Origin of the sequence: Terrisporobacter muris, from assembly GCF_024621905.1 — a bacterium.
Taxonomy (GTDB): domain Bacteria; phylum Bacillota; class Clostridia; order Peptostreptococcales; family Peptostreptococcaceae; genus Terrisporobacter; species Terrisporobacter muris.
Map to the genome: position 1 here is coordinate 1 of NZ_JANKBY010000075.1, position 13218 is coordinate 13218.

At 28.8% G+C, this 13218-nt stretch carries 25 protein-coding genes; 20 read left to right on the forward strand and 5 right to left on the reverse strand.

All coding sequences use genetic code 11. The annotated features are described in order from the left end of the window. A partial coding sequence (locus tag NSA58_RS07965; protein ID WP_257560358.1) for a hypothetical protein occupies positions 1-444 on the reverse strand: 444 nt, incomplete at its 3' end. Between the two features lie 191 nt (positions 445-635). Here NSA58_RS07965 and NSA58_RS07970 point away from each other — a divergent pair. Further along, complete coding sequence (locus NSA58_RS07970; protein WP_039678438.1) at positions 636-1139, forward strand: hypothetical protein; 504 nt, start codon at positions 636-638, stop codon at positions 1137-1139. Positions 1140-1210: 71 nt separating this feature from the next. Here NSA58_RS07970 and pdaA read toward each other — a convergent pair whose 3' ends face one another. The 4 genes from pdaA to NSA58_RS07990 all read right to left on the reverse strand — a co-directional run bounded on the left by pdaA (position 1211) and on the right by NSA58_RS07990 (position 4254). Then, a complete protein-coding gene (pdaA, locus tag NSA58_RS07975) occupies positions 1211-2035 on the reverse strand; it encodes a delta-lactam-biosynthetic de-N-acetylase (protein ID WP_039678437.1) in 825 nt (274 codons plus the stop codon). Positions 2036-2246: 211 nt separating this feature from the next. Next, a complete protein-coding gene (locus NSA58_RS07980) occupies positions 2247-3371 on the reverse strand; it encodes a site-specific integrase (RefSeq protein WP_257560359.1) in 1125 nt (374 codons plus the stop codon). Beyond that, positions 3358-3594 carry a helix-turn-helix domain-containing protein gene (locus tag NSA58_RS07985; protein WP_257560360.1) on the reverse strand — a complete coding sequence of 79 codons (237 nt, stop codon included), beginning with the start codon at positions 3592-3594 and terminating at the stop codon, positions 3358-3360. The genes NSA58_RS07980 and NSA58_RS07985 overlap by 14 nt, the downstream gene beginning before the upstream one ends. A gap of 330 nt (positions 3595-3924) precedes the next feature. After that, on the reverse strand, positions 3925-4254 hold the full coding sequence (locus tag NSA58_RS07990; protein WP_257560361.1) for a helix-turn-helix transcriptional regulator: 330 nt from the start codon (positions 4252-4254) through the stop codon (positions 3925-3927). A 219-nt stretch (positions 4255-4473) separates the two neighbouring features. Between NSA58_RS07990 and NSA58_RS07995 the strand changes: the two genes are divergently transcribed. From NSA58_RS07995 to NSA58_RS08085, 19 genes are all read left to right on the forward strand, one after another. After that, positions 4474-4680 carry a helix-turn-helix transcriptional regulator gene (locus NSA58_RS07995; protein WP_257560362.1) on the forward strand — a complete coding sequence of 69 codons (207 nt, stop codon included), beginning with the start codon at positions 4474-4476 and terminating at the stop codon, positions 4678-4680. Between the two features lie 69 nt (positions 4681-4749). Continuing rightward, the gene (locus NSA58_RS08000; protein WP_257560363.1) at positions 4750-5535 is read left to right on the forward strand and encodes a phage antirepressor; all 786 of its coding nucleotides are present in this window, start codon (positions 4750-4752) and stop codon (positions 5533-5535) included. A gap of 14 nt (positions 5536-5549) precedes the next feature. Continuing rightward, on the forward strand, positions 5550-5735 hold the full coding sequence (locus tag NSA58_RS08005) for a helix-turn-helix domain-containing protein (RefSeq protein WP_257560364.1): 186 nt from the start codon (positions 5550-5552) through the stop codon (positions 5733-5735). Positions 5736-5869: 134 nt separating this feature from the next. After that, positions 5870-6058 carry a hypothetical protein gene (locus NSA58_RS08010; RefSeq protein WP_257560365.1) on the forward strand — a complete coding sequence of 63 codons (189 nt, stop codon included), beginning with the start codon at positions 5870-5872 and terminating at the stop codon, positions 6056-6058. Positions 6059-6077: 19 nt separating this feature from the next. Continuing rightward, complete coding sequence (locus tag NSA58_RS08015) at positions 6078-6833, forward strand: Rha family transcriptional regulator (RefSeq protein ID WP_257560366.1); 756 nt, start codon at positions 6078-6080, stop codon at positions 6831-6833. Continuing rightward, the gene (locus tag NSA58_RS08020; protein WP_257560367.1) at positions 6826-7092 is read left to right on the forward strand and encodes a hypothetical protein; all 267 of its coding nucleotides are present in this window, start codon (positions 6826-6828) and stop codon (positions 7090-7092) included. Before NSA58_RS08015 ends, NSA58_RS08020 begins: the two co-directional genes overlap by 8 nt. A 2-nt stretch (positions 7093-7094) precedes the next feature. Continuing rightward, a complete protein-coding gene (locus tag NSA58_RS08025) occupies positions 7095-7328 on the forward strand; it encodes a hypothetical protein (RefSeq protein ID WP_257560368.1) in 234 nt (77 codons plus the stop codon). Position 7329: 1 nt separating this feature from the next. Next, on the forward strand, positions 7330-7620 hold the full coding sequence (locus tag NSA58_RS08030) for a hypothetical protein (protein ID WP_257560369.1): 291 nt from the start codon (positions 7330-7332) through the stop codon (positions 7618-7620). A 100-nt stretch (positions 7621-7720) separates the two neighbouring features. Continuing rightward, positions 7721-8026, forward strand: a complete 306-nt coding sequence (locus NSA58_RS08035) for a hypothetical protein (protein WP_257560370.1) — start codon at positions 7721-7723, stop codon at positions 8024-8026. After that, positions 8019-8726, forward strand: coding sequence for an ERF family protein (locus NSA58_RS08040; RefSeq protein ID WP_257560371.1), 708 nt, complete (start codon positions 8019-8021; stop codon positions 8724-8726). Before NSA58_RS08035 ends, NSA58_RS08040 begins: the two co-directional genes overlap by 8 nt. A gap of 67 nt (positions 8727-8793) precedes the next feature. After that, on the forward strand, positions 8794-9660 hold the full coding sequence (locus NSA58_RS08045) for a helix-turn-helix domain-containing protein (RefSeq protein WP_257560372.1): 867 nt from the start codon (positions 8794-8796) through the stop codon (positions 9658-9660). A 44-nt stretch (positions 9661-9704) separates the two neighbouring features. Then, on the forward strand, positions 9705-10154 hold the full coding sequence (locus NSA58_RS08050) for a hypothetical protein (protein ID WP_257560373.1): 450 nt from the start codon (positions 9705-9707) through the stop codon (positions 10152-10154). A gap of 23 nt (positions 10155-10177) precedes the next feature. Further along, on the forward strand, positions 10178-10912 hold the full coding sequence (locus tag NSA58_RS08055; protein ID WP_257560374.1) for a sigma-70 family RNA polymerase sigma factor: 735 nt from the start codon (positions 10178-10180) through the stop codon (positions 10910-10912). 13 nt (positions 10913-10925) lie between these two features. Continuing rightward, on the forward strand, positions 10926-11099 hold the full coding sequence (locus NSA58_RS08060; protein WP_257560375.1) for a hypothetical protein: 174 nt from the start codon (positions 10926-10928) through the stop codon (positions 11097-11099). Beyond that, positions 11100-11285 (forward strand): hypothetical protein, encoded by a 186-nt coding sequence (locus tag NSA58_RS08065; protein WP_257560376.1) that lies wholly within the window; start codon positions 11100-11102, stop codon positions 11283-11285. Positions 11286-11423: 138 nt separating this feature from the next. Further along, a complete protein-coding gene (locus NSA58_RS08070) occupies positions 11424-11693 on the forward strand; it encodes a hypothetical protein (RefSeq protein ID WP_257560377.1) in 270 nt (89 codons plus the stop codon). A gap of 148 nt (positions 11694-11841) precedes the next feature. Continuing rightward, complete coding sequence (locus NSA58_RS08075) at positions 11842-12201, forward strand: VRR-NUC domain-containing protein (RefSeq protein WP_257560378.1); 360 nt, start codon at positions 11842-11844, stop codon at positions 12199-12201. A gap of 123 nt (positions 12202-12324) precedes the next feature. Continuing rightward, a complete protein-coding gene (locus tag NSA58_RS08080) occupies positions 12325-12474 on the forward strand; it encodes a hypothetical protein (protein WP_257560379.1) in 150 nt (49 codons plus the stop codon). 99 nt (positions 12475-12573) lie between these two features. Continuing rightward, positions 12574-13218 (forward strand): phosphoadenosine phosphosulfate reductase domain-containing protein (locus NSA58_RS08085; RefSeq protein WP_257560380.1); only part of this gene is annotated, 645 nt, incomplete at its 3' end.

Genomic DNA, 13218 nt, shown 5'->3' on the forward strand with positions numbered 1-13218 from the left:
AGTTAGCATATTTAGTTCTTTAGTATTATTGAAAAAAATGCCTCTATAATTATTATAAAAAGGTGTACCAACAGTAAAATACCATTCTACTTCCTCTGTTTTATTATTTTCAGATAGAATTTCAAGTTTTATAACTTGTACCCCTCTTTTTAATTTTTTATCGCATTTATAATAGATATATTTGGAAGTTGAAATAGTTTTATTAGTAACATCTTTATAGTTTAGGTAAAGTTTATAATCATTTAAAATGAATTTACTGCTATAGTCTATTTTAATTTCAGGAGTGGAAATTATATTTTGTTCACCTCTTTTAGGAACTAAATTACCGATAGTTATGGGTGCATCTTCATTAACATCACTTTCAATATAATTATTTCCAGCTGTTTCTATATAGCATGTAAAAAAAATAAAAAATATTAGAAGAATAGTAGTTATTTTTTTCATATTTTCCTCCTAAATCCATTTGTGTGACGAATTTAGTTTTAACAAAGAATTATTTTTTATTCAACAAAGGAAAATTAAGTATATTTAGGTATTAATTTAATTTGTACAAACATAAGAGGACAAGATTTATTAATATAATATAGAAGGATTTTTAATTTAGATTATGCATCTTCTTATTAAGGAGGAAAAAGATGTTAGTAGATTCAATAGAGATAAAAGTAAGAAAAAAAGATGCAATGAAACATATATTTAGAAAAACTCCACTAATAAGTAAAATTGATCAATTTAATAGAAAAGTAGAAGATATACACTTAGAATATGTAGAGTACAAAATACTAAAATATGAAATTGTAAGTAAAAGAAAAAATAAGAATAATTTTAGGAGTGATGATAATAGGCATAACATAATTATGATGGTCAATACTTATAATGGTCACTCTAAGTCAATCGATTGTGATCCACAGACTGTAAAAAGGTATATTGCTAGGAGTTGTATAAAAAAATGTAATATTAAAGAGGATTATATAATTGAAAAAGTAAAAAATGAAATCTTAAATCACTTTGATAACAAAATCAAGCATAATTCCATGGATAAGCAGATTATAAAAAATATTACACTATTAGAAGTTAGTAGTATATATAAACCTTATTGGGTAGGAAATTACAATGGTAAGGAAGTTTTTGTAGATGCATAGAAAAAGCTGTAAGTAAAAACCTTACAGCTCTTTTATTTGAGTAACGTATTTGTTTAAGCTACGCAAATTTTCTATTTTTTATGAGTTAAGTGGTCTAAAGATTTTAAAGTATAGCCCTCCTCTTCCCAGTGAGTGATTACTTCATCTAATATTTCGCTATTAGTTTTTGAGTTTGAATGAAGTAAAACTATGGCACCTGGGTGAGTTCTAGAATATATTTTATTTTTAGCAAACTCGTGGGTAGGCTGTTGATTGTTGTACCAATCAACATAAGCAAAACTCCAAAAGATTGAAGAATAACCTAAATCACTAGTCATTTTTAATGATTCTTCGCTAAATTTTCCCATAGGTGGTCTAAAATATTTTGGCATTTCATTTCCTGTTACGTCTTTATAAGTCTTAGCCACATCTAAAATTTCTTTTTTGAACTTCTCTTTGTCATGAATAGATGCCATGGAAACATGACTTACAGAGTGGTTACATACTAAGTGACCTTCTTTTTCCATTCTTTTTATTATATCAGGATTGTTTTTGATATAACTTTCAACTACAAAGAAATTACCTGGAGCATTATGTTTTTTTAATACATCTAGCATATGGTTAGTAAACCCATTCTCATAGCCAGAGTCGAAAGTTAAGTATATTACTTTTTCATCAGGGCTACCCACGTAATAAGTCTTATATTTTCTAAAAAAATCAGCTTCTTTTATAGGAGAAGGTTGCTTACCATCTTCTCGTGGGTTGAAATACCAGTTATATTCCACTGTGCTTATATCTTTGGAATAAATTTGAGTTTTTATTTTAGAGAATATTGAATTATCATTAATAAATACAAATGCAAAAACTAATAAAAATGCACCTATAATTATCAATTTATTTATATTGTTTTTTTTCAAATCTAAACCTCCATTTCTGCTTTATTGAAATTTAGCTATACATATTATTACCAAAAGGAATAGTATATATTACGAATGAGGTTTACTTTGAATTGCCTTAGTAGAGTATTTCAGGGATTTAAGGTAATGTTTACTAGGTATACCGAATATATTCTACTGCTAATTAACTGACATTTTTTATTCTCACTGACATTTTACTGACATTTTTTTATTATTCTATTGTTAACAAATCTGATATTTTATTCGCTGCACTTTTATCCATTTCTGGAAGAACATGAGAATATTTATTTAAAGATATTTTAATATCAGAGTGACCTAACCTATCTGATATTACCTTATTGTTAATTCCAGCTAAAACCATAAGTGTAGCATTAGTATGTCTAAGATCATGCAGTCTTATTTGTTTAAAATTATTGTTTTTACAAAAGATTTTGAATGTTACATTAAGATTGCATCCTTTATAGCAATCAAAATTTCTATTTAGACATACTAAATCATATTTGTTCTCTATACCTTCTCTTGCATACTCATCATGTTTTGCTTTAAGTTCTCTAAGTTTCCTCATTAGATAATTAGAAGCGTGTAGTACCCTAACTGATTTAGCAGTTTTAGGCTTTTTAAAAGTTACTTTACTATCTTGATATACTAAAATCTGATTAATAGAAATTAGGTTATTATCAAAATCAATATCTTTCCATCTTAGACCGCACGCTTCATTCTTTCTGAGTCCTAAAAGCAACATGAGAAGTATTGGCATTTCTATAGATGTTCCAGAAAGAGCCAGTACTAAATTAACTACTTCCTCTTTAGAATAAACATCTGTAATATCTGTTTGCTCTTTTTTAGGTAGCTTGACAAATTCACATATATTCTCGTTTAATTCTCTTAGTCTATAGCATTCTCTAATAACTGCTCTGACGAAGGAATAACGAGTCCTAGCACTACCAGGAGTATAATTGTTGTACAAGTTATTAACAAATTGTTGTAGCTGGTATACCGTGATATCTGCAAGTTTTGTATCCCTAAAGAAGGGAGCAACTTGATTTTTTACAAATGATTCTCTCATAACTGTAGTATTTTCAGACCAATCTGTACGATTATCATCTATATATTTATAGCATCTATCTACAAATGTCACATCCTTTGGAACAGTAAACTTGTTATTGTTTATCGAGCATTGTAGCTCTATTTTATGCTTATCGGCTTCTTTTTTTGTAGTGTATTTACCAACGCTTTTTTGCTTTAATTTTCCTTCTTCATTTATATACTCAATTACTACGTTGTAATTATTACCCCTTTTTCTTATAAATGTACTTTTTACACTATAGTTGTTCATGTGCATTCCCCCTAATACAATTTAATTCTTTATCTATGAACCATGAAGCTAAATCTCTAGGATTTAGATTAAGTCCATCTGCTATTTTTATTATTTGTTTAATAGTCACATTTTTTTTATTGTTCTTATTTTCTAACTCACTTAAGAAACTTTGCGACAAATTACATCTTTTTGCGAGTTCTTTTTGTGTCAAACGCTGTCTTTTCCTTGTTGTCTTAATCAAAATTAATTTTCCTTTCCAAAATAATTTGACTAATCCACAATTTTTATCAATCTTTATTAGTTTGTCAGTTTTGGTCGTAAATATCTCTCCTGGTGATATTTTTCCTGCTATAATTTTATTATAAGAAAAACATACACTTGTTCTGTTGAAATACGAACGAATGTTTGGTAAAATTATAGTATAGTACATAAAAAGGGAGTAGGAATATATGAGTGAAAAGGAAATATTAGAATTAGCGAGCGATTTAGAGTGGCTAGAAAAAAATGATAAAGAAGGGTATGATTACATAATTAGTTTAATAAAAAAAATGAGACAAATAGGTTAATTAACTTATTTGTCTTTTTGATTTTTCTTTAGTTTTTTAATCATCTGCTTTATAAACTTCCTGTCTTCTTCATCTAATTCGTAAATTTCCTTAGCTACTTTGTAATATTTCTCTGATTCTGATGGAATAGAAGTTTTTTCTAAAAGATCATCAACAGAACTATTAAATAGTTCAGCTAAGCTATTGAGTTTATCAACTCTTGGTTTTTTATCGCCTTTTTCCCAACTACTTACTGTTTGCTTTGAGACTCCTAAAATTTTTCCTAATTCTTCTTGAGTTAATTTTCTTGCTTCCCTTTCTCTTCTTATATTGTTGCCTAATTTATTTTGTTCCAATTACAACACTCCATATCCCTCTATAACTTATTTTCAATTACATTATAACTTAATTTAAAAATACAGTAAAGTAAGCTAAATTAAAATTATATGAAAACAATTCAAAAAAAATGAATAAAATTTTAAAAAAGTTGAAAAATATTATTGACAAGTCATCTTTAAGTAGACTATTATTAAAATATAAACACAACAAAAGTTTAACAGAAAGGAGATGATTATATGAAAAATAACTTAAAAGCCTTAAGAAGTAAATTTGATTTTACTCAACAAGATATAGCTGATTATATCGGAATATCTAAAACTACGTATCAATATAAAGAAGCAGGCGAAAAACAGTTTAAGGTAAATGAAGCTAAAAAAATATCTGAACTTTTTAATATGACAATAGATGATATTTTTTTTGGAGAACAAGTCATCTTTAAGTAGACAGATATTATATAACATAGTTTGACCTAAACAAAAACAAAAATACTGGAATATATAGGAGGGAATGAAATGACAAAAGAATTAAAAGTTTTTAAAAGTGAAGAATTTGGTTCAGTAAGAGTAGTTGAAATAAACAATGAACCTTGGTTTGTTGCTAAGGATATATCTGATTTTCTAAATTATAGTGATGCTTCAGCTATGACAAGACATCTTGATGAAGATGAAAAGGCAAACTGTCAAATTGACAGTATGAGTAAATCTCAAATTATTATAAATGAAAGTGGATTATATTCAGCAATATTAAGAAGCAAAAGACCAGAAGCTAAAAAATTTAAAAAGTGGGTTACAAGTGAAGTATTACCTTCAATAAGACAAACTGGCGGATATATACATCATGATGAAGAAATGTCAGATGAAGAGATAATGGCTAGAGCATTACAGGTAGCACAAAGAACAATAGAAAAGAAGAATAACAAAATTAAAGCTTTAGAAAAAGAAACTTTAAATTTAGTAGATGTTATAGAAAGTCAAAAACCTAAACTAGAGTATTTAGATAAGATACTAAGTTGTGATGATGCTCTATTAATGACAAGTATAGCGTTTGATTATGGCTTATCAGCTCAAGCATTAAATAAAATACTTTGCGAAGAAAGAGTTCAAAGAAATGTTAGAGGACAATGGATATTATACTCAGACTACTTAGGTAAAGGGTATACAAAGACTGAAACTAAAGAGTTTGGTGGTAAACCAAGAGTTCAAACTTTATGGACACAAAAAGGAAGAATGCTTATACATGAGATTCTTACTAAAAGACAAGTAAAAGCAATAATGGATTTAGAATTAGCAGAAGCATAGGAGGACATTGCAAAATGAAAAAGGTCTTAAATGTAAAGGATATCCAAGACATATTAGGAGTGTGTGACAAAACTGCATACGGTCTAATAAGGCAAGCGTTAACTACAAACAACATGTTCAAAGTTATTAAAATCGGAAGGTTATATAAAATTCCAACAGAACCGTTTTTAAATTGGTTGGATTCATGGGATGGTATGTAAAAGAGGTGAGAAACAAATGAAAATCAAGATAACATTGGAACAACTAAAAGTATTAAGCGACATATTTCCAAACATGACACATGAAGAATTATTCAAATTGATAAACAAAAGATAAAAATAAGGGGGAATAACAAATGAAAAATATGTTGGTAAAAATAAAATCAAATAGCACTAAAAAGGAGACTAGATACAAAACAGATAGAAACTTACACGGAGAATTAAAACATCTTGAGTACAGAGGTGTAAAAATAGTTCAAATGAGATACTTTGACGAAACTCAAAGTTTTGGAAATTGTAACAAGTTAATAGTTATAACTGAATAATTTAGGGGAGGGAATAGATATGAGTGATTTATATGCAAGTTACAAAGTTATGGAGAAAAATGAAGGACAAGCAGTTCAAACAATACCTAGTTATGAAGTAGCAGATATGATGGATAAAAAACATTGGGAAGTTTTAAGAATGTTAGATGGAGCAAAAGACAGAAAAGGTATAGCTGAAATTTTAGCTGACAACCAAATGGTGGTTAGTAAGTATTTTATAAAATCTCAATATAAAGATGAAAGTGGAAAATTAAATAGTTGCTATGAGTGTACAAAATTAGGTTGTGATATGTTGGCTAATAAAATGACTGGTGAAAAAGGAATATTATTTACAGCCAAATATGTAGAAAGATTTAACGAAATGGTAGAAAATCCACTGGCGAATGCTTCAAAGGAATTACAAGCAATATTCATGATAGATAGAAAGCAGCAAGTAATAGAAAAGAGAGTTGGAGCTATAGAAGAAAAGATGACTGTTGATTATGAACTGGCAGAAAATCTAAGAACAGCAGTAAATTCAAGGGCAGTTTATTTATTGGAAGGTAAGCATTCAGAAGCTTATAAGAAACTAAGTAAGAAATTATTCGCAGAGCTTTACAGAGATATAAAGGGAGCATTCAAAGTAAACAGTTATAAGAATATATCTCTTAAGAACTATGACAAAGCACTTAATTATATAGAAAAATGGAAGCCTAGTGAAATGCTTCAATATGCAATACAAGGAGCCAATGGACAAGTTAAATTTGAAGAAAAGGCAGGTGTTACTAATGAGTAATAAAAAAGACTTTTGGAAAGAGGATAGAGAAACATTATTCAAAAGAGCAGTAGAAAATATCATAGATGTATCTGATATGCATTCATACAAAGAAGGTTCTCTAGTAGAAGTAGGAAGTGGATTTACTGATAGTGACTTTGTTGTGACTGATATAGAAAACAACTACATATCAATTTATGAAAACTATAAAGAAGTTTTAAGAATTGATAAAAATAGCAATGCACTAGTTATGATAAATGAAATTCTTAAGGAGGTTTAAATATGAAAAAATTTAAAATTGAGGTTTGTGAAAAAATTGAACTTAATCACACTTATGTAGTTGAGTTGCCAGATGATATTGATGATGAAAATGTTTGGAATAAAATAGATAAGTCAATTTTCGGAAAAGATGATGTCTATTATATTTTAGACGATTTCGGCGGAAATATAATTGAATTTATTGAAGGTGGTAGTGGAGATGTTCAATTAGAGGTTACAGATGTAGAGGAGGTTTAATATGGACTGGTTAAATCAAGACCCTATAATAGAAAAAATACAAAACAAAATAAATAATCTTAGAAATGCAGCTTATATAGCTGACAAAGGCAAAGATGTAATAATACAAAATAGTAAAGCTGGTATTGAAAAATATACAGAGTTCAAGATTAGAGCAGTTGATTATACTAGATTTGCAGATTTTCTAGAAGAAATACTACTAGATATTAATTGTATGAAAGAAGAAGAAATAAAGCAACTTGAAGAAGCAGAACAAGATCTACAAGAAAAAAGATATGAAGCTTATATATAAAAATAGAACCTACGGCAATAGGTCCTATTTAGAGAAAAAATAAAAGTAATTAGAAATTTACTTTTATTATATTATACCAAAGAAGGCGTGATTTTAGAACATGAAAATGAATGATTTATTTAGGTTTTCAGATAAAGCTATAAGACAATCAGAGGATTGTTTTGAAAATAAATTATTTTGTGCACAAATGATGTCAACTCATACATGTGCAGTAGATAGCAAATATGGTTATCTCGATGGGGCTAAGGATTGTTTGGAAAGTTATAAACCTATTGAGGAATTAGAAGAGTACATTAATGAGTTTGAAGCATCACAAGAAAAGATAGATGAATATGATAGGGCATATATAAGCGCCTATAGAGACTATATAAAACAAGAACAGAAAGCGAGGGCAACTAATGAATGATAAATTAAACCTTCATCAAAAGCTAGTAGAAGTTAAAAAAAGCATTGAAGGATTTAGCAAAGATAAAAAAAGTGGTAACGGAAGTTTTGGTTATGAATATGTTAGTGGTTCACAAGTGTTAAGAGCAATTAAAGGTAAAATGGACGAGCTTGGAGTTCTGTTAATACCGGAAGTAGATTATGACACTATGAAGTGGGAGAAATACAATTATAAAACTGCAAAAGGAGCAGATAAGACAGATTTTATAATTACTATGAAAATGAATTACACATGGGTTAATTCGGAGTTTCCAGAAGATAAAATAACTGTTCCATGGGTTTGTATAGGACAACAAACAGATGATATAGCTAAAGCAGTAGGAACAGCCATGACTTATAATGAAAGATATTTTTTACTTAAGTTTTTAGGACTTCCAACTGATGAAGATGATGCAGATGCTAAATCAGATAATAAAAATAATACTAATCACGATTTAAATATAGAAAACAGATGGAACAATGGTACAGAAGGAAATACAAATAGAAAACTATCAGATAAACAAATATCGAGATTGTATGCAATAGCACATAGCAAAGGTTTCGATAAGGATGCAGTTAAAAAGCATGTATTTAAAAAGTTTACTAAAGATGTAGTTAATATGAGTAAAGAGGAATATGACGAAATGTGTGAAGGATATGAAAGACTACAAGCTACAAGTTAGTTTATTATAGGAGGGATTAATTTCCCTTCTTTAGACAAAAGATGAAAGCAGGTGAAAAAATAATGCTATGGACAAGTTAATCTATGAAACTGGATTTGGAATAATATCAAAGTCGCTTGTATGCAATCCAAATTTAAGTAGTGAAGCTAAAAGCTTATTTGCTTACTTTGCAGCTTATGCAGGAAATGGAGATACAGCATTTCCGAGTGTTGAATTAATTTTATATCACATGAACTGGAGCAAAACAAAATTCTATAAATATAGAAATGAATTAGAAGAAAAAGGATATTTGAAAGTTGAGCAAATTAAAGAAAAAGGTAAATTTGCACACAATATATATAGATTAATTGCTATACCTGTTGAAAACACTACAAAGTCACCGTGTCCTAAAAAATCGGATACGGTAAAACGGGATACGGTTTTTCCGGATACGGTTTTTCCGGATACGGAAAATAAGGACACTAAAAGAAACAGTCTTAACAAAAACAGTATTAATAAAAACAGTTCTATTAATAAAAAAAAAGAAACATCATTAGATAAGCTCATAAAAGATTATACAGATAATGAGGATTTAAAAGAAGTATTGATAGATTTTATAAAAATGAGAAAAACAATTAAATCACCAGTAACAGATAGAGCATTAAAAGGAATACTTAATAAGCTAGACCAGTTAGCGAATGAGGATAAAACTAAAATAGGAATACTTGAACAATCCATAATAAATTCATGGAAGAGTGTATTCCCTTTAAAAGAACAAAATAAGTTTTCTACTAATAGTAGTGTTAGCAAAAATAACAATAATATACAAAATTCATATAAAAAAGGTGCAGGAGCAAATGTAAATGAAACATTTAGAAATTATGACCCATCAATAATAAATGAACTAGCTATGAGAGAACAGCAAGAAAAAATAAATAAATTAAAAAATAAATAAATTCCAGGGGATTAAATTCTCCTGGAGCAAATAGGGGGATTTTTATGAATATATCACAAATCAAAAATAGCATATCGCTAAGTCCTAAATTAAAAAATGACCCAACAGCAGAAAATTACATAGCTTTATTCCACGCTATAACAGATACAAGAGAAAGAGATATAAGATACTATTTATCAGGATTATTCGATGATGAAGAAGGAGATGAAAGAGTAGCAGAAATAGATGAATTAAGAGCTTTAGGTTCTAGTACAGATCTAGAGCATGAAATATGGCTAGAAAAATTTAAGAAAAAAGCAGAAAGCAAAAGAAATTATGTAGGAGCTAGAAAGATAAAAGTAATAAATCCAGCAGCAGGCACAGAAGAAATATATCCTAGTATCAATCAAATGTGTGAAGAGTATGGATTTAAAAAGAAAAACGTAAGAAGTATGTTTCATTATAGAGAATCAAACAAGATACAGTACAAAGGTTTAATTTTAGAAAAATTATAAGGGTTTTAAGGGGGGTTAAAACCATGAATGATAAAAGTATCAATGAACTATTTAAACAAGCTAAGAATGGAGATAAAGAGGCGAGAGATTATCTTATAGAAAACAATATGAGACTGGTTCATTCAATAGCTAAAAGTTATCTAGGAACAGATTATTATGATTCTCTGGTTCAAGAAGGAAATATAGGATTAATAAAAGCAGTAGATAACTTTGAACCAGAACGTGGATTTAAATTTTCAACATATGCATATTTCAAGATAAAAGGAGAAATGCAAAGATTTATAAGAGATAGAAGAGAGGACATACCATTTAGAGTAAAAAGAGAAGATTTTAACCTATACGGTGAAATACAAGATACTAAAACGATATTAATAAATAAATTAAATAGAGAACCAACACTTTTAGAAATAGCTAAATATATTGATGTGACTGTACAACAGATAAGTGAAGCCATAAATGCAATAGAAAACTATACAAGTCTACAAAACATGAAATATCGTAACAAAGATGGTCAAGAAGATATATTAATAATTGACTCAATAGAAAGTAAAGAGTACATGCAAGATGAGCAAATTATAAATAAGATCATGATAGAAAAAGCACTAAGAGTACCTACAGATAAGCAAAGAAAAGTAATACATCTTAGATACTTTAAAAATTATTCACAGGTTAAAACAGGACAAGTTCTAAATATAAGCCAAGCACAAATAAGTAGAATAGAAAACAAAGCATTAAAGCTATTGAAAGAAGTTATTTAAGGGGTGAAAACTTATGAAGAAGATATTAGGTGGGAAAGAACATGGTTGTATCAACTGTGGTGGAACTATGATATATATCCATATACCTAGAATCGGAGTAGTAAGCCAGTGCCGAGAATGTGGAAATTGTGTATCTGGAAGAGTTAAAGATGAAGTAAAAATATATAGTTATGAGGAGAAAAGATAAATGTCAATAGAAGGATTTGAAAGTCAAGTAAGATATGTCAATGAATCATTAGACTTACTAGATGATATGATAGAAGTTGGTGCACAAATTGATGATTGTTTTGATGAATTTCAAGTTTTAAAAGGTGAAATAAAAAAGTTAATAAAAGAAGCAGAAGAAATCATAGAGGGAATAAACAACTTATAGGGGGAAAGATAATGTATGAATTAATGGAAGAATTTGAAGAGTTGGTTGATAAAGCCTTAAATTTATCAGTAGAAGAGTTTGAAAAATTTAAAGAACAAATAATAGAAAGACTTAATGAGATAGATTAAGGGGGTACAAATGAAAAATAGATTAAATATAATGCGTTACCTAATAAATAGCACCTATGATGAACTAAATACAATCGAGGAATACAATAATTACAAAAGAGAAGCAGAATTAGAAAGAATAAATCAAACATCAGAAGTCGGAGAAAAACTAGCAGACAGAAAATACTTTGATGATATGTGGAGATATGCACGTAAGTATGGAGCAGGCAACAAGCAGAAAATAAAAGACAACTTGAAGATGATTAGAAGAATAACTTTAGAAATAGAAAAAGAGCTATAGGGGGTAAAAATGAAAAGAACTAAGAGATAAAACAAAGAGATACTTAATGTAGTTGAAATAGCAAAGAAATATGTAGAAGAAGGATACAAGATTGGAGAATCAATAGACATGGCTCAAAGATATATTAGAAAGCAGGAGATTGAGAGATATGAAAAGTAGAGAAGCACAAGAACAGGCAACAGTTATTCAGTGGTGTAATTTACAGTCAAATAAATGCCCATCCTTAAAATTGATTTATGCAATTCCTAATGGTGGATATAGAAATAAGATAGAAGCTCATAATCTTAAATTACAAGGTGTAAAAGCAGGAGTTCCAGATCTATTTCTTAGTTTTCCAAATGGCTTTTACCATGGACTATATATAGAGATGAAGTGGGGCAAGAATAAACCTACTGAAAGCCAAGAAGATTGGATTAAAAGGCTATCAGCAGTAGGTTATAAATGTGAAGTTTGTTGGAGCAGTGAAGAAGCTATAGAAGTGATAAAAAATTACTTAGGGATAAAGTAAGGTGATTAAATGAAAATATTAGTGTTACTTATAACGTTTTATATTGGATTTATAGCAGGTGCAGTATGGAGATCTATTCATGAGAAGGATGAAATATAATTTTTTATTTGGAAAGGAAATAAAATGGATAAATTTGATTTTATGAGTTTAATAGCAGAAATATTATCAGAATTTAAAACAGAAGAGTTAGATGATATAGGCAAACAAATGAAAAATGTTATTGATAATCAGGTAAAACTAGAAAAAGAATATGCAAAGATGGGATTAAGATAAATAAAATAATTCATTTATAACAATAGAATAGAGGATTAAACTGTTATCTGCTTAATCCTCTATTCTCAAATAAAAATCAGTTGGTAATGAGGTGGGTTAATGACAACATATATAGCAAGTTTCAGTGGTGGGAAAGATAGTGTGGCAATGGTGCTTAGGCTCATAGAAGAAGGTTGGCCATTAGATAGAGTTGCATATATAGATATCGGTTTAGAGTTTGGAGAACAAAATAACATTATAAAAATATGCGAGAGAAAATTTAAAGAACTTAAACCAGATCTAATATTTGATAGGATAAAACCTAAAAAGAGTTTTGAGGAATACTTTTATACAGTTAAGAAAAAAGGTAAGTTTAAAGGGCAAATATATGGCTGGCCATTTACAGCAGGATTTAATAGCTGGTGTAATGATAGATTAAAACAAAGGCCATTTAGAGAATATCAAAGACAGTTTGATGATGTAATTATATATTTAGGAATAGCAGCAGATGAACCTAAAAGGCTTAAGAAGTTAGAAAGTAATAGAAGAGCACCTTTAGCAGAATGGGGAATGACAGAAGCCGATTGCCTTAGATATATAAAAGAAAAAGGATTTTGGAATCCGATGTATTGGAAATTTGAAAGGCTAGGTTGCTATCTATGTCCTAAACAAAACAATAGAAGTCTAAAGGTTGTAAGGAGAAGATACCCTTTCTTATGGCAACATATGTTAGATATGGACAAGGATAGTCCAATACCTTTTCGA